Source organism: Rothia sp. HMSC066G02 (genome assembly GCF_001813145.1).
Lineage (GTDB): Bacteria > Actinomycetota > Actinomycetes > Actinomycetales > Micrococcaceae > Rothia.
Genome location: NZ_KV811593.1, coordinates 14,868 through 40,102, shown reverse-complemented (window position 1 = coordinate 40,102; position 25,235 = coordinate 14,868). Strand labels below are relative to the sequence as shown.

Annotated in this window: 14 protein-coding genes and 1 riboswitch; of the genes, 9 read left to right on the top strand and 5 right to left on the bottom strand. The window is 61.5% G+C overall.

Annotated elements, in window-relative coordinates; all coding sequences use genetic code 11:
* Window positions 1-135 precede the first annotated feature (135 nt).
* The gene (locus HMPREF2894_RS04675) at window positions 136-915 is read left to right on the top strand and encodes an ornithinee aminotransferase (RefSeq protein ID WP_246827019.1); all 780 of its coding nucleotides are present in this window, start codon (window positions 136-138) and stop codon (window positions 913-915) included.
* A 434-nt stretch (window positions 916-1,349) separates the two neighbouring features.
* Window positions 1,350-2,555 carry a TerC family protein gene (locus HMPREF2894_RS04670; protein ID WP_070678028.1) on the top strand — a complete coding sequence of 402 codons (1,206 nt, stop codon included), beginning with the start codon at window positions 1,350-1,352 and terminating at the stop codon, window positions 2,553-2,555.
* A gap of 144 nt (window positions 2,556-2,699) precedes the next feature.
* Here HMPREF2894_RS04670 and HMPREF2894_RS04665 read toward each other — a convergent pair whose 3' ends face one another.
* Together HMPREF2894_RS04665 and HMPREF2894_RS04660 are read right to left on the bottom strand one after the other, a co-directional pair.
* A complete protein-coding gene (locus tag HMPREF2894_RS04665; protein ID WP_070678027.1) occupies window positions 2,700-4,151 on the bottom strand; it encodes an alpha/beta fold hydrolase in 1,452 nt (483 codons plus the stop codon).
* A 92-nt stretch (window positions 4,152-4,243) separates the two neighbouring features.
* The gene (locus HMPREF2894_RS04660) at window positions 4,244-6,844 is read right to left on the bottom strand and encodes a DEAD/DEAH box helicase (RefSeq protein WP_070678026.1); all 2,601 of its coding nucleotides are present in this window, start codon (window positions 6,842-6,844) and stop codon (window positions 4,244-4,246) included.
* Window positions 6,845-7,238: 394 nt separating this feature from the next.
* Here HMPREF2894_RS04660 and HMPREF2894_RS04655 point away from each other — a divergent pair, with 394 nt between their 5' ends.
* The 3 genes from HMPREF2894_RS04655 (at window position 7,239) to HMPREF2894_RS04645 (ending at window position 13,079) form a co-directional block, all read left to right on the top strand.
* Window positions 7,239-9,149, top strand: a complete 1,911-nt coding sequence (locus HMPREF2894_RS04655; protein WP_070678023.1) for an ABC transporter transmembrane domain-containing protein — start codon at window positions 7,239-7,241, stop codon at window positions 9,147-9,149.
* 1 nt (window position 9,150) lies between these two features.
* Complete coding sequence (locus HMPREF2894_RS04650; protein WP_049349734.1) at window positions 9,151-10,899, top strand: ABC transporter ATP-binding protein; 1,749 nt, start codon at window positions 9,151-9,153, stop codon at window positions 10,897-10,899.
* Between the two features lie 211 nt (window positions 10,900-11,110).
* A riboswitch (TPP riboswitch) is annotated at window positions 11,111-11,309 on the top strand.
* Complete coding sequence (locus tag HMPREF2894_RS04645) at window positions 11,301-13,079, top strand: bifunctional hydroxymethylpyrimidine kinase/phosphomethylpyrimidine kinase (RefSeq protein WP_246827017.1); 1,779 nt, start codon at window positions 11,301-11,303, stop codon at window positions 13,077-13,079. Its footprint overlaps the riboswitch before it by 9 nt.
* 448 nt (window positions 13,080-13,527) lie before the next feature.
* Here the strand turns inward: HMPREF2894_RS04645 and HMPREF2894_RS04640 are convergent, their stop codons facing one another.
* The 3 genes from HMPREF2894_RS04640 to HMPREF2894_RS04630 all read right to left on the bottom strand — a co-directional run bounded on the left by HMPREF2894_RS04640 (window position 13,528) and on the right by HMPREF2894_RS04630 (window position 17,850).
* Window positions 13,528-14,301 carry a slipin family protein gene (locus HMPREF2894_RS04640; protein ID WP_070678021.1) on the bottom strand — a complete coding sequence of 258 codons (774 nt, stop codon included), beginning with the start codon at window positions 14,299-14,301 and terminating at the stop codon, window positions 13,528-13,530.
* Between the two features lie 286 nt (window positions 14,302-14,587).
* On the bottom strand, window positions 14,588-15,430 hold the full coding sequence (locus HMPREF2894_RS04635; RefSeq protein ID WP_070635270.1) for a transposase: 843 nt from the start codon (window positions 15,428-15,430) through the stop codon (window positions 14,588-14,590).
* A gap of 2 nt (window positions 15,431-15,432) precedes the next feature.
* Window positions 15,433-17,850, bottom strand: a complete 2,418-nt coding sequence (locus HMPREF2894_RS04630) for a nitric-oxide reductase large subunit (protein ID WP_070678019.1) — start codon at window positions 17,848-17,850, stop codon at window positions 15,433-15,435.
* A gap of 622 nt (window positions 17,851-18,472) precedes the next feature.
* On the opposite strand from HMPREF2894_RS04630, the gene HMPREF2894_RS04625 reads away from it, so the two are divergent.
* The 4 genes from HMPREF2894_RS04625 (at window position 18,473) to HMPREF2894_RS04610 (ending at window position 25,130) form a co-directional block, all read left to right on the top strand.
* Window positions 18,473-19,153 carry a lysophospholipid acyltransferase family protein gene (locus HMPREF2894_RS04625; protein WP_044150489.1) on the top strand — a complete coding sequence of 227 codons (681 nt, stop codon included), beginning with the start codon at window positions 18,473-18,475 and terminating at the stop codon, window positions 19,151-19,153.
* Between the two features lie 190 nt (window positions 19,154-19,343).
* Window positions 19,344-21,284 (top strand): excinuclease ABC subunit UvrC, encoded by a 1,941-nt coding sequence (gene uvrC, locus HMPREF2894_RS04620; protein WP_012903611.1) that lies wholly within the window; start codon window positions 19,344-19,346, stop codon window positions 21,282-21,284.
* Between the two features lie 153 nt (window positions 21,285-21,437).
* Window positions 21,438-22,643, top strand: coding sequence for a methionine adenosyltransferase (metK, locus tag HMPREF2894_RS04615; RefSeq protein WP_005506182.1), 1,206 nt, complete (start codon window positions 21,438-21,440; stop codon window positions 22,641-22,643).
* A 33-nt stretch (window positions 22,644-22,676) separates the two neighbouring features.
* The gene (locus HMPREF2894_RS04610; protein WP_070678017.1) at window positions 22,677-25,130 is read left to right on the top strand and encodes a primosomal protein N' family DNA-binding protein; all 2,454 of its coding nucleotides are present in this window, start codon (window positions 22,677-22,679) and stop codon (window positions 25,128-25,130) included.
* Window positions 25,131-25,235 lie beyond the last annotated feature (105 nt).

Genomic DNA, 25,235 nt, shown 5'->3' with positions numbered 1-25,235 from the left:
CCGACGTGGGTTTTTCGCCATGAGGTAACTCATTGTTCATGAAGTTCTACTGAGTGCAGATACATGCTGTACACTATCAAGGTGTTTTACGTGTCAAATAAAACCTTGATGCTTCCGAACGATAAAGAAAAATCTGTGACTATTTCTCATAACTCTTCAGACGCACACACCACGGGAGCTCGTTCCGTTACCCGCCGCAACCTCACCCGCGGTGCGCTCTGGGCTGTGCCCGCTATTGCCGCCTCCACGGCGGTACCCGCATTCGCTGCTTCGGCTGATGATTGCAAGACGGTACACGGCCCGGACTTCACCCAGGTCGGTGGCTGGATGATCACCAACCCCGCCAGTGGCGCCCTGCAGTCGCGCACCAAGAACAAGCCCGTGACTGCGCCGGAGACCGGTCAGGCGTGGTGGTCCATGGAGAATGCAACCTCCCCGAACCCCGCAACGATCCGCCTCATGTCCGTGTACGAGGCGACTCACGGCCCCGAGAGCGACCTCAACCTGAACTGCGGTGAGTTCGTGATGACCTACAACGTCTCCGCCCTGGAGGCGACGACCGGCACCACGCACCTGCACCCGTCCATGGACATTTACCTCTTCTCGCCCGAGGGTAAAATCATTGACCGCCAGATTTTCACGACTGACCCGACCGGCAAGGCAACGGTTATGACCCGCAACGGCAAGACTCAGACCGTTCAGGGCCAGGTTATTCCGTTTGCGTCGAGCGTGAATGATAAGGCGACCGGCATCTCCGCGCGTTTTGCGTTGCGTGGCAATACGCTCATGGAAGGCATGTACCAGTTCGAGGTGGTTATTACCGTCCCGACGATTCAGGAGAACGGCACGCTTGATACGAACAAGCAGGTCAACGCGATTGCTTTCACCCCGCCGACCTTCAACATGGTCTCCTAACTGAATGAAAAGTAGCCCTCCCCGTAATAGTTCACGGGGAGGGCTACTTTTGTATGGGCTTGCTGCACGGTGTTGATCTGTGTAGTGCTGGTCTGCAATACGCCGCTCTACATGTTGTCAAACTAATAGTGGCGCCAGCTAGACCCCCAACTAGACAGCGTGTATTCGTCACGCAGAACGCCGCATCCGACAGGTCAACCCCGCCGGATGCGGCGTTTCGGTGCACCTAGCTCCTGAAAGTTCTCCCGGAGGGGCTCCTGTGCGAAAACCCCAACCTGCTGTATAATCGTTCACCGAGCAAGGGAGTATCCCACCAATCGACTCATCGTCAGCACGTTAGCCGAAGGCGCCTAACCGGTGAATCGAGCCGACCTCCATTCAGGCCGGCGGGAGAGACTTGTGGTCCTGTACGCACACCACAAGAAAGGCTCCCCATGGAAGTTACCGGGTTGCAATGGTTGGTTACTATTCTCATCATCGCGGGTCTGTTGGCCTTCGATTTCGTGTTCCACGTTCGTAAGGCGCACGAACCCACCGTCAAGGAAGCGGCCATCTGGTCGAGTATTTACATCGGCATCGCGCTGCTGTTTGGTCTGTATATTTTCGTGACGAACGGCCCCTCCGCCGCCACCGAATTCTACGCAGGCTACATCACCGAAGAAGCTCTCTCGGTCGATAACCTCTTCGTCTTCATGATCATTATGGGCACCTTCCGTGTCGCCCGTGAGAATCAGCAGAAGGTCCTGCTCTTCGGTATCGTCTTCGCGATCCTGGCGCGCGGCTCCTTCATCTTCGCCGGCGCAGCGATCATCAACTCCTTCGCCTGGGTGTTCTACATCTTCGGCCTGGTCCTGCTCATGACCGCAGGTAACCTGCTCAAGGACGAAATCACCGAAGGCGACGGCGATGACGAAGCCGACAACATCATGGTCCGCCTCGCCAAGAAGTACCTGAAGACCAGCGACCACTTCGACGGTGACAAGCTCTTCACCATCGAAAACGGCAAGCGCGTCATGACCCCCATGATGCTCGTCATGGTCGCTATCGCCGGTTCCGACCTGCTCTTCGCGCTCGACTCGATCCCCGCGATCTTCGGCCTCACCCAGTCCGTCTACATTGTGTTCACCGCGACCGCGTTCTCCCTCATGGGTCTGCGCCAGCTGTACTTCCTCATTGACGGCCTGCTGGACCGCCTCGTCTACCTCTCCTACGGCCTGGCGACCATCCTTGCGTTCATTGGCGTGAAGCTGATCCTGCACGCAATGCACGAGAACAACCTGCCGTTCATTAACCACGGCGAGCCCGTGCACGTTGTGGAGATTACCACCGAAATGTCGCTGATGGTCATCGTGGGCGTCCTCATCATTACGGTGCTTGCCTCGCTGCTCAGCCCCAAGGGCCGCGCGCTGCAGACCATCCAGCGTGTTCAGGCGCTCTCCGAGAAGTACCTGGCACTGCCCGAGGATGCATCCGCCGCCGAGCGTGCGGACATCACCGCCCGCTGGCAGAAGGAAACCGAGAAGCTCAACGCCATTCCCGCCAAGCTGCGTGACGAGCTGATCGAGAAGGAAGACGAATACCACGCCCTCGTGATGCGTGCCCGCACCGCACAGGATGCGCATTCTTCCTCCTCGAAGTAGTTTGAGTTACTGAGCCTGCGGCCTCACCAGGCTAAGCGCTCACACGAAAGCCCCTCACACCGGATCAACCGGGGTGAGGGGCTTTCGCTGTATCAAAATATATTCGGGGATATACCCGGGGCAGAATGACTACCCGGCGAAGAATTACTGGTTGTGAACCTCAGCCAGCATGTTCTTCAGGTGACCCAGAATGGTCAGCGAGTCAGAACCGAAACCGTCGTGGTGGTGGGTCTTCGAGGTCCACACCTGAGTGTTGCCGACCCAGCGAGCGGTCTCCATGGAGTGCTCAAAGTCCACGTACACGTCCGGGTTGTACGCCGCAGCCACCACGGGAACCTCGTTCTTGTGCAGCTGTGCGTGGTCGTACAGGCGACCCCAGTCCTTCTTCTCAGCCAGCAGGTTTGCAACCTCAGCCAGCGGACGCAGCGAGGGATCCTCCTCGTAGTACCAGGGGAAGATGTGCTCGCCGGTGAAGAGCAGACGGTCCGCATCCGGTGCGAACTCGGGGCGGGAAGCCGCCACGCGAGCAGCAGACCAGTTGGTCGGAGCGGGCGAGGGAGAGATGGTGTAGCCGGGGATGCCGGGCAGAACGCCGTCGGAGGGGCCGTCAGCGTAAATGGTCTCGTGCATCAGGGCGTACAGCGGGTTCGCCTGGAAGGTCACCTCAGCACCCATAGCGGTCAGGAACTGATCGGAGAGGTGATCGTTACCCTCGGCGAATGCGTTCTCCAGGAAGTAGTGCAGACCGCGCTCGCGCCAGCGGCCACCCAGGAAATGACCGGCCATCTGGAAGCGGTGATCGGTCAGACGCTCACCGGTGGGCAGGTACTCCTTGTGGGTGCGCAGGTGCTCAGCAATGCGGGTCGCGAGCTCAGCGTCCTCGGGGAACCAGCTGTAGTACTCCTCAACACGTTCCTTCATGCGGTCGAAGGTGTGCTGGTAGACGTTATCTACGGAGGTACGAATCGGCGCCAGACCCGCAGTGATGCGGCAGTCACGCAGCGACTGGGGTGCGAACGACAGGTAGGACAGGGTCAGGAAGCCACCGAAGGACTGACCAATGGTGGACCAGCGCTTGTCGGCACGGTCAGCCAGCAGCACCTCGCGGACAGCCTCCGCGTCAGCGATGATGGAGTCCGCACGGAACAGCTCAGTGTACTCAGCCTGAACCTGCGCGTCACCCACAGCGGTGATGTTGCGAGCAGACAGCGGGGAAGACATGCCGGTACCGCGCTGATCCAGAAGAACCACGCGGTGAGTCTTCGCCAGCTCAGCAATCCAGCCGCCAATAGAGCCGGTCTTCGGGGAACCGAAGCCGGGGCCACCCTGCAGGTACACGATGTAGGGGCGCTTATCAGCCGGGACGGTCAGGGTCTCGCTGGTGTTCACTACCTCGCGGGCGAACACGGTGATGGTCTGGTCCGCGAAACGGGAGGAGAGAGCGGCATCCTTGCCCTTGGAGAAAATCAGACCGTGGGTCAGGGGAACCTGGAACCAGTGGTCGGTAATCTCGTAGCCGTCGTGCTTGACGACCGAACCCTTGCGGTACTCAACCTTGGGAAGCGAAGAAACGGTCAACGGTGAACCTTCTTTCATTCAAATAGATAGATACTCTGTATTCTAGCCCACTATGGGCAACATCTGGGCAGAGCCCGGGCGGAGTCTCAATCGGAGTCTCAATTGGAGCCTTAGAACTCGCCCACGCTCAGAATCTTCAGCACCGGGTAGCCCGCCTCATCGGAGGCCGCCAAATCAACCTCGGCACGAATACCGAAGTCAAAGTTATCTTCGGGGTCGGCGAAGCTCTGCTGAACCTTCCATACGCCCGGGTGAGCGGCGGTGTCCTCGTCCATGCTGACCAGGCGAGGCGAGCGCGCGTCGGCGTCCGTGTAGATATCGTCGTAGGTGTCGAAGTAGTCGTCCATGGCGTCCGCCCAGCGGTCGGCATCCCAGCCGCACCACTCGTCCAGGGCGCCCAGGGCGCGGTCACGCTCGTCAGCGAAGAGCTCCACACGGCGGAAGAGGGCGTTGCGCACCATCACGCGGAAGGCACGCAGGTTCTGCGTCACGGCGGGAGGCTCTTCCTCCTCGATGGAGGCGTGCTCGGCCGCAATGGTTGCGGTGTCTTCGCCGGCAGCCAGCTTCTCCCATTCGTCCACCAGGGAGGAGTCGGTCTGGCGTACCAGCTCGCCGAGCCACTCGATGATGTCGTCGAGCTCGTCAGTCACGGCAGAATCGGGGATGGTGTGTCGCAGTGCCTTGTACGCGTCGGAAAGGTAGCGCAGAAGCACGCCCTCGGCGCGTTCCAGCGAGTAGAACTGCACGAAGTCGTTGAAGCCCATTGCGCGTTCGTACATGTCACGCACAATCGACTTGGGGCGCGGTTCAAAACGAGCCACCCAGGGTGCGGACTGCTTGTAGGTCGTGTACGCCTGATCGATGAGCTCCGCCAGGGGCTGCGGGTAGGTGACCTTGTCCAGCTCGTTCATGCGTTCGGTGTAGTCCACACCGTCCGCCTTCAGCTGTGCCGACAGTTCGTTCTTCGCCTTGCGTTCCTGCGCGTACAGCACCTGGTTCGGCGAATCCAGGGTCGCCTCAATGAGGGAGAGCGCGTCCAGTGCGTAGCTGGGGGATTCGGGGTCGAGCAGTTCCAGCGCGGCGACCGCAAAAGCGGACAGTGGCTGGTTCAGGGCAAAGTTATCCTGCAGGTCCTCGGTCAGGCGCAGGTAGGAGCCGTGCTCGTCCGGGGTGTTGGTTCGCTCAATCACGCCGCCGGTCAGCAGCTCCTTGTAGATGCCGATTGCCTTGCGCAGCAGCTCGCGGCGGCGCGCGGGGCTCTCGTGGTTCTCCTGAATGATGCGGTACGCGGCAATGACCGGGTTCTCCGGGCGGTGCATCAGGTTCAGCAGCATCGAATGGGTGATGTCGAAGGAGGAGGTCAGCGGCTCCGGGGCGGCTTCTACCAGCTGGTCGAAGGTCTTCTCGGACCAGCCAACGAAGCCTTCCGGCGCCTTCTTACGCTTGGAGGACAGCGACTGGTTAATGCGCTTGGTGTCGTCACCGAACTTCGCCTGAGCTTTAGCCAGCAGGCGAGCGTTCTCAATATCGTGCTCGGGTGCCTGAACCACCACGGTGCCGGCGGTATCAAAACCGGCGCGGCCTGCGCGTCCAGCAATCTGGTGGAACTCGCGGGCACGCAGACGGCGGCTGCGGGCACCATCAAACTTCGACAGCGCCGTAATCAGCACGGTACGAATCGGCACGTTAATACCCACACCCAGGGTGTCGGTACCGCAAATCACCTTGAGCAGACCCTCCTGAGCCAGCTGCTCCACGAGGCGGCGGTACTTGGGCAGCATACCCGCGTGGTGAATACCGATGCCGGCACGCACCAGCTTATTCAGTGCCTTACCGAAGCCCGGACCGAAACGGAACTTAGCAATCAGCTCGGCGATGCGTTCCTTATCTTCCTTCGAAGCAATAGCCACCGACAGCAGCGCGTTCGCCTGCTCCAGCGCTGCCTTCTGCGAGAAGTGCACAATGTAGACCGGGGTCTGCTTGGTCTGCACGAGCTCCTGCACGGTCTCCTGAACCGGGGTGGTGGAGTAGTAGAAGTGCAGGGGGATGGGGCGCTCGGAATGAGCCACCAGGTCACTCTCACGACCGGTCAGCGCCGTCATCTCCTCCTGGAAGCGAGTCGTATCGCCCAGGGTCGCGCTCATCAGCAGGAACTGCGCCTGCGGAAGCTCCAGCAGGGGAAGCTGCCACGCCCAACCGCGCTGCGGGTCAGAGTAGAAGTGGAACTCGTCCATGATGACCTGGCACAGGTCCGCATCCTTACCCTCGCGCAGGGCAATATTGGCGAGAATCTCCGCGGTGCAGCAGATAATCGGCGCCTCCGTATTAATGGCGGAGTCACCGGTAATCATGCCCACGTTCTCGGCACCAAAAATATTGATCAGGTCGAAGAACTTCTCAGACACCAGCGCCTTAATGGGGGCGGTGTAGTAGGAGCGCTGACCGGTCGCCAGGCCCGTAAAATGCGCGGCAACAGCCACAGTGGACTTACCCGAACCGGTCGGGGTTGCCAGCACCACGTTATGTCCGGCGGCAATACTCAGAACGGCCTCGTCCTGAGCGGGGTACAGGGTCATGCCGCGGGTCGAAATCCACTCGGTGAAGGATTCATAGATTTCTTCGGCAGTGAGGGGGTTGCCCTTAAAATCGCGTCGATTGTAGTCGCCGGGATTCTCACCCAGCGAGGGAGAAAGAAAATTCAAAATACTCATGAGGATTCCAGTCTATCGGGAATAGCGCGGGTGCGGGGGCGTTATCGTTACGAGGGAACAACTCGGCATAGGTGCAAAGTCGCGTGCTCTAATGCGGGAAAACCTAAAGTTCAGGTAGGGTGGAATAAAGCGTTTTAGATGCAGTGATGCACAACCTGGCGCTCAGAAGGTCAAAGGCATAGGGCTCCACACTGCAGAGCCTCACACCGCAGGGTTCCATGCCGCATAAATTACCGCCTAGGTTCAAGTCCGCCGATTGATGCCGGACCATACTGTGCGGTCGATACACGCCCCAAAATACGTTGCATAAATAACGACACGCCCACCTATGATGCAAATAGTGTTGCGTGCCACATTGATAAAGGAATAGGGTAAGAGAAAGGAGAGACGTTGAATGACTGAATACAACGCTGACAAGGCACAAGAAAACGCCGCGCGTGAAGAAGCTACGCATGAAGAATCCATGCATAACAAAACCACGCAGGAAAAAGCCGCTCAGAAGAAAACTGCGCAGAAAAAAGCTGCACAGGAAGTAACCGGTAGCGAACAGCGCAAGGCAGAAGAGGAAGCCCTCAAAAAGCGCCTCGCCCTGCGCGTCACCGCACCCGGATACAAATACCCCTGGCACCGCTGGGCAATCCCCGTCCTGGGTGAAACCACCGCGGGTACCGGTGCGATTCTTATCCCCGTCATGGTGGGTCAATTCATCAACCAGCACATCGCCGGCAAAGCCCCCGACGCCTGGCCCATGTTCTGGGTGGTCGTCGCAGCCATCACCTTCATCGTGATCAACGAGTTCTTCGGCTGGGGCACCTCCATGACCCTCAGCGCGGAACTTAGCCGCGACTGGCGCATCTACATCAACCGGCTCATGGGGCGCACCCGCACTGGCGTAGACTCCGGCGAAGCGGTCACCGTCATGAACAAAGACGTACGCCGCATTACGGACGTCTACTTCTCGTTGCCGCTATTCGTCAACGCCATGATTATCGCGACCCTCGGTGCCGTGCAGCTCTGGCTCATCAACCCCGTCACCGCGATCGTGACCCTCATCGGCACGCTCATCGTGGTCGGTGTGATCGCCTGGTACTCGACCTTCCTCGAATCCAAGATCGGCGAATACCGCGAAAAGGACGGCGAAGCCTCCTCACGCGCCTCCGACATCGCCACCGGTCTGCGCACCATCGCCGGCCTCGGCGCCGAAGAGCAGATGCGTGAACGCTACCACCGCGGCACCGACGAAGTTTTCGACAGCTACATGCGCTACGAAAAGACGCACCGCTGGATGTTCCTCATCCGCGCGCTGCTCGGCGGTGCCGTGACCCTGCTCGGCATCGGCTTTGCCCTCACCGGCCACGTCGAAAACGGCCGCTGGGTATCCGACACACCCGCCGCGTCCCTGGTGACCGTCGCCTCCATTATCGCGATGATGGGCGGCCCCATCTGGATTACCCAGAACTTCCTCACCGCATGGCGATACGCCAAGATTGCGCTCGCCAAGGTCGCCCGCCTCGAAGGTCACGCGGGCGTACGCCAGGGCGTGCTGAAGAGCCCGCGCACCGACGAAGAAATGGCGCAGCTGGCACGCGCCGAACAGGCAGTCGAGGCGAGCACCCTCGAGGTGCCCGTACCCGTCGCCCCCGCCGGTGCAAGCAACCCGCGCATCGTGTACGTCAACCCGCGCGACTACAACCTCACCGCGCAAGACTACGCCGAGGCGCTCGCCCGCACCCTGCGACGCGGGGGAGAGGACCTCAAGGACGCAACCGGCCGCCGCGTGCTACTGAGCGAACCCAACCCCATGATCTTCGCTGGAACCCTGCAGGAGCACCTGCGCCTGGGCACCGTGCCGAACCCCGACGAGGAGCTGGCACAGGCAAAGGATGAGGAACTGCTGAAGATTACCGACTCCCGCGAAATCGCCTACCGACTGGGTGGACGCAACCCCGAAGACTACTTCGCCGCCCGCATCACCAGCGAAGGCGCGAACCTCTCCGGTGGTCAGCGTCAGCGTCTGGCACTCGCCCGCGCACTCGCACAGGACGCGCAGGTGCTTATCCTGACCGAGCCGCTGAACTCCGTGGACGAACCCAGCCAGCGCTACATCTACGATGCGATGGAAACCCAGATTGGTAGCGACCGCCTGCCCGTCGGCTACCCCGGCCTGCTGCAGGATTTGGAGCAGGTCTACGTTGTCTCCACGACCGCGGAGACGACCCGCCGCATGGAACGCGACGGCTACCCGGAAACCGCTCAGTCTGAAACTGTTCAGACCGAAACCACTCAGAATCAGGAGGTGAACTAGCATGGCAAAGCAGCTCCCCATCGAAAGCCCCGCCTACGTAGCACGCCGCATGTGGAACTACCTCGCGGCGCATAAGGGGCGAGCCCTCTACACCTTCGTCATCTACATGGTCAGCACCCTCATGGGTGCGGTGGTGCCCCTGCAGATTGGTGCCACCGTGGACGACGTGGTGGCGGGCAAGTTCTCCAGCTACCCGTGGCAGCCGATTCTGATTATCCTGGCGGCATTCATCGTGCAGGCGATAACCCTCATGGTCTCCTCGTACAGTGCGGCGCGACTGGGTGCGCTCGTCACCCGTGACGCCAACCAGGATACCCTTGACGGCACCCTCGACCTGGATGCACGCACCGTGGAAGAAGCCGGTAGTGGCGACCTGCTCACCCGCGTGACCGACGACCTCTCCTCGGCGGCGAAGTCCGTCAGTGAGGACCTGCTCGGCGCGATTTACGTGGTGCTGTACTTCATTATCTCCACCATCTCCCTGGCGTTCGTGAGCCCGGCAATGGGTCTGATCATGCTACCCATGATTGCCGGTCTTGCCCTCATCATGTCGAAGATGCTGCCGCTCATGGCGGCACGCAACCAGACCGCCCAGGAGCGCGTGAGTGACCTCAACAGTGTGCTGACCGAGAACATTCGCGGCACCTCCACGATCCGTGAGCTGGGCGTTCACACCGCCCGCGAAGACGCCTTCGCCGGTGAGAACAAGCGCCAGTTCGCCGCGCAGCTGGGCATGGTGCGCATCCGCCAGCTGTACTTCACCGTGGACGCTATCAACGCCTGGATCCCCACGATTCTGTGTATGCTCTGGGGTGCCGCCTGCGTGGCTCTCGGCTGGGCAAGCTGGGGCGCCGTGGCGACCGCCTCGGTCATGGTTTTCAGCCTGCGAGTCCTCGCCGACATGCTGAACCACCACGTCAGCAGCCTGCGCATCATGCTGGTGAACATGGGTCGTGTGTTCGGTGTGGTCTCCCTGGCGAAGAAGCAGCGTGAGGCGCGTGCACAGCACCGTGCCGAAGCGTTCGCCGCCGTATCTGATGAAGCCGTGAAGAACCCGGAGTACGCCATTGACTGCACCGACGTCTCCTACGGCTACTCGCCGGACGCCCTCGTTCTGGAAGGTATCAACCTGAAGATTCGCCGCGGTGAGGCACTTGCCCTGGTGGGTCGTTCCGGTTCGGGTAAGACCACCCTGGCTCGTCTGATTGGTGGTTCGCTGACCGCCCTGGAAGGCACCATCACCGTGATGGGCCGCCCGGTCGGTCACGGCGACTTCCCGACCGATGCCGCCGCCGATGGCCGCCCGCGCCTGCTGGTCTGCACCCAGGAAGCGCACGTCTTCTTCGGTACTCTCGCCGATAACTTTACGGTGGTCGTGCCGGATGCAACCGTCGAGCAGATGGGCGAGGCACTGGACGCTATCGGTGCCCGCTGGTGGCGCGACCTGCCGCAGGGCATGGATACTGTCGTGAGCGGCGCGGATTCGCCGCTGACCCGCGACCAGATTCAGCAGCTGGCGCTGGCACGTATTGTGCTTGCTGACCCGCACGCCGTGATTCTGGACGAGTCCACCACCCAGCTGGAGCTCGCGGACGCAACCGAGTCCCTGAGCGCCGTGCTGGCGAACCGTGCGGTGCTGATCATTTCGCACGATGCGCGTATCGCCTCGCTGGCTGACCGCGCGGTCCTGCTGCACGAGGGTAGGATCATTGCGGAGGGTTCACCGGCAGAGATTTTCGCCCTGACCTAAACCCGGCTGATAGTGCCCGGCTGATAGTGCCCGGTACCGTGTGAAGCGGTGCCGGGCACTACGTGTTTAACGGGTGGTTTCCGTACAAGGGTGCGCTGAAATCGGCGGCGGGGAGCCCTTGTAGCAACGCAAGACTCAAACGAAAATTTCGGAGAGATTCACTTGTCACCCGCAAAACTTTCAGTTACTAAGAATCATTGTGATAACCTGGCAGAGCGATATGGGGTGCCTTGAGACGACTGCGACCCGCTAACCCGCCCAACTGACCGCCCAACGAAGGGCTACGGCACAGCGAAGAGCTACGGCACAGCGGGCTCACGAAACGGCGTAAGAAAACTCAAGGCTGAGAGAATCACCCATTGAACCTGCTCTAGTTCGAACTAGCGAAGGGATTATCGATAATGGCAGAGCAGCCTACCGCGCCCTCGTGCGCACCCACCACCCCCACCAACCCTGTACCCGGCGCGAGCGCCTCCGGAAACCCCCGGGCACCGCAGACAGCTCAGGTACCTCAGGCAGCTCGGGTGCCGAGGGTTCTCTCCATTGCGGGAACCGACCCCTCCGGCGGTGCGGGCATTCAGGCGGACCTCAAATCCATTACCGCATCCGGCGGTTACGGCATGTGCGTGACCACCTCGCTGGTCGCTCAGAACACCTGTGGGGTTCGTGAAGTATTCACCCCGCCCCTGGAGTTTTTGACCGCTCAGCTTGCCGCCGTTTTTGATGACGTCACGGTGGATGCCGTGAAAATCGGCATGCTCGGCGACGCGGACACGATTCGTACCGTCCGCACCTGGCTGAGCGAGCACCCCGTGCCCGTGGTCGTGCTCGACCCGGTCATGATTGCCTCCAGCGGTGACCGCCTGCTGCAGGCTGAAGCGGAGCAGGCGCTACGTGACCTCGTGCCGCTCGTGGACGTGATTACCCCGAACATCCCGGAGCTTGCCGTGCTCTGCCAGAAGGAGCCCGCCCAGACCTTTGATGAGGCGCATGAGCAGGCGGCAAACCTTGCGGCGGCGACCGGAACCACCGTGATTGTGAAGGGCGGCCACCTGTGCGGTCAGGACGCCGGTAACACCGCGGTCTTCCCGGACGGCACCTGCGCGCACGTGCGCACCCCGCGCCTGGACAGCCGTAATACGCACGGCACCGGATGCTCCCTGTCCTCTTCGCTGGCAACCCGCCTGGGCGTGGAACTGCTCCAGCACACCGAAGCCGCAGAACACACTGAAGCCGCAGAGTACACCGCAGAGCAGAGCGTTCTGACCAGCGAAGACACCCACCGCGCCCTGCAGTGGAGCACCCGCTGGCTCCACGAATCCATCGCCGCAGGTGCCGGTCTGCAGGTCGGCTCCGGTGAGGGCCACGGCCCGGTGGACCACGCCGCCCGTGCCCGCCGTCTGGAGGCTGCCGCCTCCGCGTACCCGTGGCATCACCTGCTCGCCACCACCGACTCTGAGGGCAATACTCTGGACGGCACCAGCCCGGAGCGTCTGCTGCCGGTCAGCCCCGTGCCCGCCGGTGAAGCCGTCGTAAAGCCCGCCGGACCCTGGACCGCCGCCCTCTGGGCAGCCGGTGGCGAAACCTGGCACCAGATCCTGGACCTGCCCTTCGTGCGTGCCCTCGGTGATGGCACCCTCGACGAGGACCTGTTCGCCTTCTACCTGGACCAGGACGCCCTCTACCTGCGGGATTATTCGCGTGCGCTCGCGACTCTCTCGGCGCGTGCTGACACCGCTGAGGCGCAGGTGCACTGGGCCGCCGGTGCGCACGAGGCGATTGCCGCCGAATCGCAGCTGCACGAGGGCTGGCTGGCGAACCGTGCGCGTCTGGGTGGGCCCTCACCGATTACGATGGGGTACACGAATTTCCTGCGTGCCTCCGCTGCCGGTGATGATTACGTGGTCGGTGCCGCCGCTATCTTGCCCTGCTACTGGCTGTACGAAGAGGTGGGCGCTGTGCTCTCCTCGCAGAATCATGCGGACCACCCGTACGCGGAGTGGTTGAGCATGTACGGTGGCGAAGAGTTCGCCGCGGAGGTGGCGCGTAGCCTCGCGGAGGTGGAGCGTGCGTTTGAGACGGCTTCACCGGCTCAGCGTGTGCGCGCGGCGCGGGCGTACCTGTCGGCGTGCGTGTACGAGCGTGAGTTCTTTGACCAGGCGCACCGAGCATTGCGTTAGTTTGCCGGGCGCTGCGCTAGATGATAGGCGCCGATTTTTGGGCTGAATACCGCCCCGGCATGGCGTGAGATGGGTGATTGATGCTTCACTCAAGCTACCGACGGTTCGGTGGTTGTGCCGGTTATGCTTAAGGCGTCGGTGAAAACCGTTTGCGGCAGGATTCCGGCCCTCACCCAACTGGCTGATGTACCTGCCGCGCCCGCACCTCTACGGCGTGTAACCGACCAGTTTGGCCCGCCGCAACCACCTCATCCACCCCCCCCCGGCGGGCCAAACGCTTTCCTCCCGGGCTTCGGGGCTCCGCTTGAAGGCATGGAGTGTAAATCCCGTATAGAAATATCCCGTGCAGATACTCTCATCTGCACGGGATATTTCTATGTTTCTCACCGTTGCGGGTCAGCCGCCGCGGCTAGTACTTCAGGCTAGTACATCAGGGAAGGGGAGTAGCCTACTTGCTCTCGCCCTTGAGCGCACCCATGAGCGGGCCAATCACGTCCATGGGCAGCGGGAAGACCACGGTCGAGTTCTGGTCGGCACCCAGCTCCAGCAGGGTCTGCAGGTAACGCAGCTGCAGGGAGGCGGGGGACTGGCTCAGAATGTCGGATGCTTCCTTCAGCTCGCTGGAAGCCTCCAGCTCACCGCGTGCCGAAATGATCTTTGCGCGGCGCTCACGCTCAGCCTCAGCCTCGCGAGCCATGGCGCGCTGCATAGCCTCGGGAATCTCAACGTCCTTGATTTCGACGAGCTCCACCTGAATACCCCACGGCTCGGTGCGCGAACCGATGATGGAACGCAGGTCCTCGTTCAGGTCCTCGCGGTGTGCGAGCAGGGTGTCCAGGTCAACGCGACCGAGCAGGGAACGCAGGGTGGTCTGCGCGATCTGGCTGGTGGCAATCGGGTAGTTCTCAACCTCAAGCACCGCGTTCTTGGCGTTGGTCACGCGGAAGAGGACCACGGCGTTCACGCGGGCGGGAACGTTGTCCTTGGTGATGACTTCCTGCGGGGGAATGGTCAGGGTGATAACACGCATATCAACGCGCTGCAGGGAATCAACGAGGGGGAAGACGACGTTCAGGCCGGGCTTCAGCTCCGAACGCAGGTGACCGAAGCGGAAAGAGATGCCACGCTCGTATTCGGGGATGACGCGGAACATACGAATCAGAATAAAAAGAACAATGACGGCAACTGGGATGAGGATAGTTGCCAGAGTGACGGGATCCATGGTTTTCCTTCACAAATATTGGGGGAGGACGGTATGTGTGCCCACCTGCCCGCGCCTCGTACGGTGCAGGTAGTAGGGGGTGCCCGGTACCGGGCTGTGTGTGGGGGAGTTTTGGGAGGGGAATTTTCCGTCCCGGCGTACCTCGCGGCGGTCGGTGCTTTAGCGGCACCCCGCATGGAAAACTCAAAAGAGGAATAAAAGAGAATTCCACACGGGGTGGCCGCCGAAGCTAACAGACGGGACCAATCGACCGGTCAGCCGCCGGAACGGAAAAACTTGTGCAGCGCTACTTCTTCGCCATCTGCTCTGCCAGTTTTTCGGCAGCCTCAACCTCAGCCAGGTTCTGCTCCTGCAGGACCTCATTCGTGGTCTTGTGCAGTCGCTTAACCGAGGTGCCGGTACCGCTCCATGCGGGGCGGTCCGGGTCGAGGGCAGAGGTACGAACCGGCAGGGTTGCCTCCGCAATCATCTGCTTGCGGGTCTGCTCGGTACGGCGCTTACGCTCATTCGACACGCCACCCCACTTCGCCGCGAAACGGTCCATCTTCACGTTCACCGATTCGTCAGCGGTGGATGCGTGAATATGCTTCGGATCGTTCTCGAAGTTCGCGGGGGAACGCATGAGCTTCACGGCCAGCGGGTAGGTCAGCGACAGGCAGACCACCGCGGCGGCACCCTCCACCAGAAGCTCCAGCGGGGAGTGCCAGACGATAGCGGCACCAATCAGCATGACCACGCCCAGCAGCGACACGGCAACCGCCAGCCCGCGGTGGAAACGACCCGACTCGGAGTAGGGCCATTCATCCACTTCGCGGGTGAGCTCGCGGCCGTTCGCCGAGACGGTGCAGCTGTCCTTAATCGGGCAGGTGTTGCACACGCTGGGCTTGGCGCGGTAACGCATCACTCGGTTATCCGAGTCGAATGCGGTCGCCCACAGCCACTGGTCTTCGGGGCAGAGCCACGCGTCGCTCTCTTGGTGGTAGGTGAACCCGAAGGTTCGCGCCGCCACCATGCGCTGGCTGGTGCGCTTGGCGAGAATATCGAAGCCCCAACCCACGGCGACCAGACCGAGCGCGTACACGCAGGCCAGCCACACGAGGAAAGAAACTCCAGCAATCTGCTCAGGCATGGTTAGCCTCGACGATCGCTACGGTAGGGGCTGGTCTGCTCGGGCAGCTCCTCGGCAGCCTGAGCGCCGGCGAACTCTGCGATGCGAGCGTCCTCAACCACCTCGTACAGCGGCGGTTCGGGCAGCTCCAGGACGGTTTCCTTAGCGTTCTTGGAGAAAATCTCCTTGATACCCAGCAGCGCCAGCTTAATCAGCGGGATGATGCCGACCAGGAAGATCACGTCACCGGGCATACGCATCCAACCCATCACGGCGGAAGCACCGTCGTGAATGAACGCGAAGGAACGAGCCTCGTAGTAGCCCTCACCCACGGACTTGTACAGCTGAGCAATACCCAGCGGCAGCAGCGAGATGAAGGACATCCACAGCAGACCAATGTTCAGAGTCCAGAAGGAGAACTTCAGACCCTTCTCCGGCCACTTGTTCTCCGGGAGCAGGTAGCGCAGACCAAACACCGCGAACGCAATCGCGAGCATACCGTACACACCCATCATGGAGGCGTGTGCGTGGTTTGCGGTCAGTGCCGTACCAATCTCGAAGTAGGACACAATCGGCAGGTTGATGAGGAAGCCGAACACACCTGCGCCGAGGAAGTTCCAGAAGCCCACAGCAATCAGGAACATAACAGCCCAACGGTGCGGGAAAGGCTTGGTGCGGTTGGAGTACTGGCGAGCACCCAGCTGCATGAAGCCCCACGCCTCAACGGTCAGGAAGGTCAGCGGGATAACCTCAGCAGCCGAGAAGAACGCACCGAATGCCATCTGTTCGGAGGGGGTACCGACGAAGTAGGTGTGGTGCAGAGTACCGATCACACCACCGACGGAGTAGAGCACAGCGTCCATCATGATGATGGAGATCGCGATGCGCTCGCGGACCACACCGAGCAGCACGAAGATGTACGCCACCATGACGGTGGTGAAAAGTTCGAGGAAGTCCTCCACCCAGAGGTGAACCACCCAGAATCGCCAGAATTCGGCGACGGTCACGTGAGTACGCTGACCTGCGAGCAGGCCGACCGCGTAGAACATGGGGATAGCGAGGCCGGAGAAGAGGAACAGCCACGGCAGGGAGGTCTTCTTCGAGCCCTTCAGGCGAGCGGAGAGGGTACGCCAGACGATGACAATCCAGATGAACATACCCGCGGTGAGCAGGATCTGGAAGAATCGCGGCAGGTCCAGGAACTCCCACTGCTGCGAGAAGAAGCCGGTGAATTCCTTGGGGATGAGGCCCTTCTGAGAGAACCATTCGTTCAGCAGCGAGCCGAGGACCACGAAGACCACGGCGCCGATGAGAACGTAGGTGAGCAGGCCCTGCTTCTTGGGTTCGCGGCGGGTAATCAGCGGGGCGATGAAGATACCGCCCGCCAGGAACGCGCCTGCGGTCCAGAAGAGGGAGAGCTGAAGGTGCCAGGTTCGAGATACCGTGTAGGGCAGCAACTGGCCCATGTCGATACCGAAGAATCCGGTGAGTTCTTCACGGTAGTGCTCGGTGAGCGCACCCACCAGAGCCTGCAGCAGGAACAGCACCAGGATCGTTGCGAAGAGCAGGCAGGCTGCCTTCTGCGAGGGGGTCAGGCGAACTTCGTCGGGCTGACGGAAGTCGAGGACGGGTGCCTCTTCCGCGTGCCAGCCGATAGCGCGGGACCAGCGGCCGTAGATGGCGAACATCAGACCGGTACCACCGATGAGGGCAATCAGGGAGAGTGCCGACCAGACCATCAAATCCGCGGTGGGCTTGTTGTCCACGTTGGGTTCGGAGGGCCAGTTGTTGGTGTAGGAGTAGGGCTGGTCGGGGCGGTCTGCCGCCGATGCCCATGCGGTCCAGCCGAAGAATGCGACGATGTCGTGCAGTTCTTCGTCGTTCTTAATGGCGTTGGGGAACAGGCCCTGCGAGGTGTCACCCTTCATGAGGGTTTCACGGTAGTGCTTGAGCATGAGCTGGTAGCCCTTGGTCTCACCAGCGGACCAGGTGATGGTCTTAGTCTGCTCGTCGTACTTGTTCTCCTTGCGCCACTCGTTCTTGACGAGCTCGCGGGGGTCCTGCTTGCCCTGTTCACGGTACTCCTTGACGGCAGCATCGGTGGTCAGGCGCAGGTATTCTGCAGTGTAGTCGGGGCCGAGGTAAGCACCGTGGCCGAGGACGGATCCGTACTGCTGCAGGCCGCGTCCCTGGAACAGTTCCTGACCGTGCAGAATCTGTTCTTGGGTTGCGATAGTTTTGCCGTCGTTGCCGACGATTTTGTCGGGGAGCGGCATGGAGAGTGCGTAGGTGCGCATTGCAAGGACTGCCATGATGGTGAAGCCCAGGAGCATCACAAACGCAACAGCCTGTACCCAGCCTTTTCCGGCATAGGCACCGACCGTGTCTGAGCGGCGGGCAATCTTTGCTGCCTGCGCACGCGAGACGGGTTTTGTAGCCATAGTGTATGTCTCCAGTGTGCGTGGATTGTGTAGGTGGAGTGGTTCCGACGCACATCCGCTGGAGGGGCGGCTCACTATGTTCAGGGTGAATCGTCCTTGAGGGAGGTGCGACAGCCCACCCTGCTCTCATTTTTGCATATTAAATGCGTATTTACGAAACTTTGCTGACGTATCGTCACAATATGACAGGCGTATTCAGGCATAAAAGCCACAGTTACAAGGCAAAAAAGTTCGAATGTTACGTTGAGGTTGAATCCTTAGCTTCCGTGCCGCTTTTCCGCCTGTAACGGGGGGACATAGGGCGGAAGCTATGCAGGCTCCCTCAATCAGGACTCTTACTCGGGTTCCTACTCGGGCTTCTACTTGAGCTTCTACCGGAAATCTTGCCGGAATTATTGGTGGGAGGCGCATCCCAGCATGTGGAAGGGGAATGCGGCACCCCTCACGTTCCTACACTCGGGTGTGGAATAATAAAACTCGGTACTACTAAACACAGTACAAATTTTTTCAGTACAGATTCTGTGCACCCACACGGTGTACCCTCAGAAGGGGCCACTCACCCCGCACCCACGGCAGCCCGCCACCACAGCCCGCAATCTATCGGCACCTCAGGAGAGTTCACGTGCTTCTCTACAAATCCACCCAGAAAGCAGTCACCGGAATCCTGCGCACCGTCTTCCGCGCCCGCGTGACCGGACTCGAAAACTTCCCCGCCACCGGCCCGGTGATTGTCGCCTCCAACCACCTGTCCTTCCTGGACTCCATCATTATTTCTGCCATGATGCCGCGCCGCGTGGCGTTCCTCGCCAAGGCTGAGTACGTGAATACCCCCGGCCCGCGCGGCAAGATGATGAAGGCATTCTTCGAAGCCGTGGACATCATTCCCGTGAACCGCTCCGACCGTTCCGAATCGCTCAAGGCACTCGACATTGCCCTGGAGAAGCTACAGGAGGGTAAGGTCTTCGGCATTTACCCCGAGGGCACCCGCTCCCGCGACGGCTACCTGTACCGCGGCAAGATTGGTGTGGCGTGGCTGGCGCACATGACCGGCGCGCCCGTGGTTCCGGTCGGTCTGATTGGCACCGACCGCCTGCAGAAGCCCGGCTCGAACATGATTTACCCGCGCCGCTTCACGATTCGTGTGGGCAAGCCGCTTTACTTTGAGAAGACCGGTGAGAAGATGACCGGCAAGCAGCGCCGCGTCACCACCGACACGATCATGGATGAGATTGCTCAGCTGTCCGGTCAGGCGCGAAAGCATGAGTACAACGTTTCGCCCTCAGCCGCACGTGACGCAGGCTAGGGCACTCGCCGCCTATACCGCGTAGACTTAAACCGCGCATTCACGCACCGACCCCCGCGTTATGGGGGAGATGGGTGTAGGATGCGCGGTTTGTCGTATGCGCGAGCCTGGGATGCCCCCGGTAGCCCCAGCAGCGGCAACCCCGCAGAAAGTCCAGTAGAAAGCCCAGTAGAGCGAGGAGAAAGTACCCATGGCAGAGCCTTCCAGCTACCGCCCCGCCCCCGGCGAAATCCCCACCGACCCGGGTGTTTACCGTTTCCGCGATGCCGACGGCCGCGTCATCTACGTGGGTAAGGCGAAGAACCTGCGCAACCGCCTCAACAACTATTTTGCGTCCCCGCAGACGCTGAGCCCGAAGACCTACGCGATGGTGCATACGGCGGCGAGCGTTGAGTGGACCGTGGTGGCGAGCGAGATGGAGTCCCTGCAGCTCGAATACACCTGGATTAAGGAGTTTTCGCCGCGCTTCAACATTGCGTTCCGCGACGATAAGTCGTACCCGTACCTGGCGATTACCGTCAATGACGTGTACCCGCGCGCCATGGTGACCCGCGGCGAGCGCCGTAAGGGCGTGCGCTATTTTGGCCCGTATTCGCAGGCGTGGGCGATTCGTGAAACCCTGGATGCGCTGCTGCGCGTCTTCCCGGTGCGTACCTGCACGAACGGCGTGTTTAACCGCGCAAAGAATAGCGGCCGGCCGTGCCTACTCGGCTATATCGATAAGTGCGCGGCGCCGTGCGTGGGCAAGATTAGCGCCGAGGAGCACCGCAAGTTGGCGCGCGGGCTGACCCGGTTTATGGGTGGTGGCGCTGAGAAGCATATCGCCCAGTTGACCGCGGAAATGAAAGCCGCCGCAGCTGATATGGACTTTGAGCGCGCCGCGATTCTTCGTGACGATATTGCCGCGCTGACTAAGGCGTTTGAGCGTAACGCCGTGGTGCTTGGCGCGACCGTGGATGCCGACCTATTCGCCTACGCGGAGGACGACCTGGAGGCGTCCGTTCAGGTGTTCTTCGTGCGCGGCGGCAGGATTCGTGGCCAGCGCGGCTGGATTGTGGAGAAGGTCAACGACAGCACCGACGCGCAGCTCATCGAGCAGCTGATCGCGCAGGTGTACAGCGATATTGCGGCGAGCCTCGCCTCCCAGAAGGACGCCGAGAAGAGCCTGAACAGCTACGATATTCCGCGTTCCGTGCTCGTGCCGGTGGAGCCCGAGAATAAGGAGCAGCTGGCGTCCTGGCTGGCGGAGGTGCGCGGCGGGCCCGTGGAGATTAGCGTCCCGCAGCGCGGCGACAAGGCAGAGCTCATGAAGACGGTCGCCGAGAATGCGCGCCAGTCGCTGACCCTGCACAAGAGCCGCCGTGCCGGTGATTTGACCACCCGTAGCGCCTCCCTCGTGGAGCTGCAGGAAGCGCTGGAACTACCGGACCCGCTGCTGCGCATCGAGTGCTACGACATTTCGCATGTGCAGGGCACGAACGTGGTCGCCTCCATGGTTGTCTTTGAGGACGGCATGCCCGCAAAGAACGCCTACCGCACCTACAGCATTACCGGCGACGCCGCGCGTGACGATACCGCCAGTATGTACGACGTCATCACCCGCCGATTCAAGAGGCATCTGGCGCAGCAGGCGGAGCGCGAAGCAGCCCCCGTGCACTCCGGCGAGATTGACGCCTCCACGCCCGAGCCGGCGAAGTTCGCCTACCCGCCGAACCTGGTGCTCGTGGACGGCGGCCCGCCTCAGGTGGCTGCCGCCTCCGCCGCGTTGAGCGATTTGGGCATTACGGATGTGTACGTTGCCGGCATCGCTAAGCGCCTGGAGGAACTGTGGCTACCGGACGACGACTACCCGGTCGTACTACCGCGTACTTCGCAGGCGCTGTACCTGGTGCAGCGCATCCGCGATGAGGCGCACCGTTTCGCTATCACCTTCCACCGTTCCAAGCGCGGTAAGGCGATGGTCGCCTCCGCCCTGGATGAGGTGCCCGGTTTGGGCGAGGTGAAGCGTGCCGCGCTGATTAAGCACTTCGGGTCGGTGGCTCAGATTAAGCAGGCGAGCGCCGAGGAGCTGACGGCGGTGCCGGGTATTGGTCCGGCGTTGGCTCAGAAGATTCTGGCGGCGCTGACCTAATCCTCTGGCTGGCGCTGAGTGAAGGCCCGCCCGGGGTGTGAACGCAGCACCCCGCCTCGTAATGGCGCTTAACAAACGTGTCATAATTGAAGGAAACCGTCATCATTACGAGCGCGCTATCTTCGCGCGCCCTCAACCAGTAGAGTGGAAACCGTGAGTAATAACCATCTGCGCCTATTCACCAGCGAGTCGGTGACTGAAGGCCACCCCGATAAGATTTGTGACCAGATTTCTGACGCCATCCTTGACGGCATTATTGCCCAGGATCCCGCAGCGAACGTTGCTGTGGAGACCATGGTAACCACCGGTCAGGTGCATGTTGCTGGTGAGGTGACCACCTCCAGCTACGTCGAAATCCCCTCCATCGTGCGCGAGACCATTCTGGGTATCGGCTACGATTCCTCTACCCGCGGCTTCGACGGTGAGTTCTGCGGCGTGTCCGTGTCCATTGGCGAGCAGTCCCCGGACATTAACGCCGGCGTGTACGAGTCCCTCGAGGTTCGTCAGGGCATTGCTGCTGACGAGTACGACCGCCAGGGTGCGGGCGACCAGGGCATCATGTTCGGTTACGCATCCAACGAGACCAACGTGCTGATGCCCGCCCCGATTTGGCTGGCGCACCGCCTCTCTGAGCGTCTGACCAAGGTCCGTAAGGACGGCCTGCTGACCGAGCTGCGCCCCGACGGCAAGACTCAGGTGACCCTCGGCTACGATTCGAACAACGTGCCTGTCTCCGTGGATACCGTGGTTGTTTCGAGCCAGCACACCGCAAGCTACGACCTGGCTGACCTGCGTGCAGACATTGAGAAGCACGTTATCGCGCCGGTTCTGGGTAGCGTCGAGCTGGATTCCTCCAACGCCAAGTTCATTGTGAACCCCGCTGGCCGCTTCGTTCAGGGTGGCCCCGTGGGTGACGCGGGCCTGACCGGCCGCAAGATCATTGTGGACACCTACGGCGGTTCGGCTCGTCACGGTGGTGGCGCGTTCTCCGGTAAGGACCCGTCGAAGGTGGACCGTTCCGCAGCGTACGCAATGCGTTGGGTTGCGAAGAACATTGTGGGTGCCGGTCTTGCCGACCGCGCCGAGGTTCAGGTTGCGTACGCTATCGGCCAGGCAGCGCCGGTCGGTCTGTACGTTGAAACCTTCGGCACCGAGAAGGTCGACCCGATCAAGATTGAGAAGGCTGTGCGTGAGGTCTTCGACCTGCGCCCGCTGGCAATCATTAACGAACTGGATCTGCGCCGCCCGATTTACAAGAAGACCGCAGCTCACGGCCACTTCGGTCGTACCGAGCCGGAATTCACCTGGGAGCGCCTGAACCGCGTGGATGCACTGCGTTCGGCAGTGTCCTCCTCCTAATATCTGTCAGGGTAGAGGAGCACGCAGATTCGGGTGACTCAGAGCAGTTCTGAATCGAACTCTTCGGCACCGTTGGGTGCCCAGCAGGAATCCCTGCAACAGCTTGACCTGTTGCAGGGATTTCCTGCTCTTCGTGATGCCCTGATTCCGGCTGCCCCGGAGCCGGTAAACGTTGCCGCCGAGTTGGAGGCGAGCGGCGTGCCGAACCCTGTGGCGCGTGTGCGCGTGGATAGCACCCTGCCGCAGGTGGACCGCACGTTTGATTATCGTGTGCCCGCCGAGCTGAGTGAGGATGCGGTGCCCGGCGCCCGCGTGCGCGTGCTGTTCAACGGTCACGAGCTGACCGGTTACATTGAGGAGCGCGCCGCCACGACCGATTGGACGCGTACCTCGCTGTTGCCGATCAAGTCGGTGCTGTCGCGTGTGCCGTCTGTTGCGCCCGAAATTTTTGCGCTTGCTGAGGCGCTTGCCGACCGTTACGCCTCCACGGTGGCGAACGTGTTGCGCCTGGCTGTGCCGCCGCGCATTGCCGCCCTGGATAAGAAGTACGCGCCTCTTCTGCCGGGTTACGAGTCGGCGTATTTGGGTGATTCTGCCCCGGTAAGTACTTCCAATACCCCCGAGAACACCCCGGAGAACACTCCCGAGATGACCCCGGCGAGCGCGGGGGAGAAGTCGCAGGAAAACGCTCCCGAAATCGCGGAACCTGAGTGTGCGGAATCTGAGCCTGATGCCGTCTCCGCCGCCTCCAGCACTGCCGACCCGTACGCTTGGCTTGCCACCCCCGGCGCGCCCGCACCCTTCGTGCTGGACCCGCCGACGCTGAACCCGGACGCGCCGGATGCCGCCTCCGTCTTCTCCGATTACGAGAACGGCGCGGAGTTCATTGAAGATGTTGCCGCCGGTGCCGCGACCCGCGCCGTGATGACGGTTCTTCCCGGCCACCTGGAGCACACGTGGGCGGATGTTTTGGCGACCGCACTCGCGGCTGCTGCTGCCAGTGGTCGCGGCGCTATTGCGGTGGTTCCGACCGCTAAGAACCTGGATCTTCTGGAGGCGGCGCTCGCCGAGCGTCTGCCGGCTGACTCGTTTGTGCGTTTGAGTTCTGATTCGACTCCGCATACTCGCTATCACGGTTTTGTGAAGGCGCGCTTGGGGCAGGTGCCGGTGGTGATTGGTACTCGCGCGGCGGCCTACGCGCCGGTGGCGAACCTGGGCCTGGTGGTGTGTTGGGATGACGGCGATTCTTCGCTGGTGGAGCAGCGCGCCCCGTACTGTCATGCCCGTGATGTGTTGCTTCTGCGTGCTTCTGCTGAGAATACTGCGGCGCTGTTTGCCGGGTTCAGCATGAGTAGTGAAGCGGCGCGTCTGGTGCGTACCCGCTGGGCGTCTCATGTGCGTGCGCCGCGTGCGCTGGTGCGCGATTTTTCGCCGCGTATTTTTTCGACGGGTTCGGAGTTTGAGTTGGCGCGTGACCCGTTGGCGGCGATGGCGCGTATTCCGCACCTGGCGTTTGAGCATGCTCGTCGGGCGTTGGCGCGTGGTCCTGTGTTGGTGCAGGTGGCGCGTAGCGGTTATATTCCGTCGTTTTCGTGTGAGCGTTGCCGCATGCCGGCGCGTTGTGGCGAGTGTAGCGGACCTTTGTCGGTGGCTTCGGGTTCGTCGGTTCCGTCGTGTTCGTGGTGCGGCCATTTGGCGCAGCAGTGGCGTTGTTCTGAGTGCGGTTTTACGCATTGGCGTTATTCGGCGGCGGGTGCGACTCGTACTGCTGAGGAGTTGGGTCGTGCGTTCCCGAATGTTCCGGTGATTTCTTCGGCGGGTGACCATGTGCGGGCGTCGGTTGGTCCTGAGCCTGCGTTGGTGGTGGCGACTCCGGGTGCTGAGCCGGTGGCTTTTGGCGGCTATGCGGCGGCGCTTCTTTTGGACGCTGATAAGATGCTTCGTTTTGATTCGTTGCGTGCCCCGGAGGCGGCGTTGCGTCGCTGGCTGAACGCGGCGGCGTTGGTTCGTCCGGCGGCTCTTGAGGGCACGGTGGTGACGACTGCTTCGCCGTCGCCGGTGGAGCAGGCGCTGGTGCGTTGGGATCCGGCGTGGTTTGCTCGCCGGGAGCTGGAGGAGCGCGCTCAGACGGGTCTGCCTCCGGCGGTTCGTACGGCTGCGGTGACCGGTGCGGAGGCGGATGTTCGCGCCTTCATGGAGGAGTTCTTGGGCTCTTCTGCGTTGCCGGAGCGGGTGCGTGAGCAGTTGCGTATTGTGGGTCCGGTTCCTCTGGATCAGGGGTATTTTGCCTGGTCGGAGTCTCTTGAGGAGGATTCTGAGGAGGCGCCGGTTCAGGGCGATTGGCGTACCCTGATGTTTTTCTCGTATGGCATTGCGCAGCAGGTGACCCGTGAGTTGCGTGCTACGCGTGCAACGATTGCGGCGTTGAAGAAGAACGTGGGGGAGCGCCCGGTTCAGATTCGCTGTGACGGCCTGGACGTGCTGTGATTTTCTAGTCGTGCTGTAGTGTTCTAGTGAGGGGCGGTTTTTGCCCCGGGTTGGGCGTTGAGCACGCGGGTTTGCGAGCGCGTTGTGCGCAGAGGCGAGGAGGTG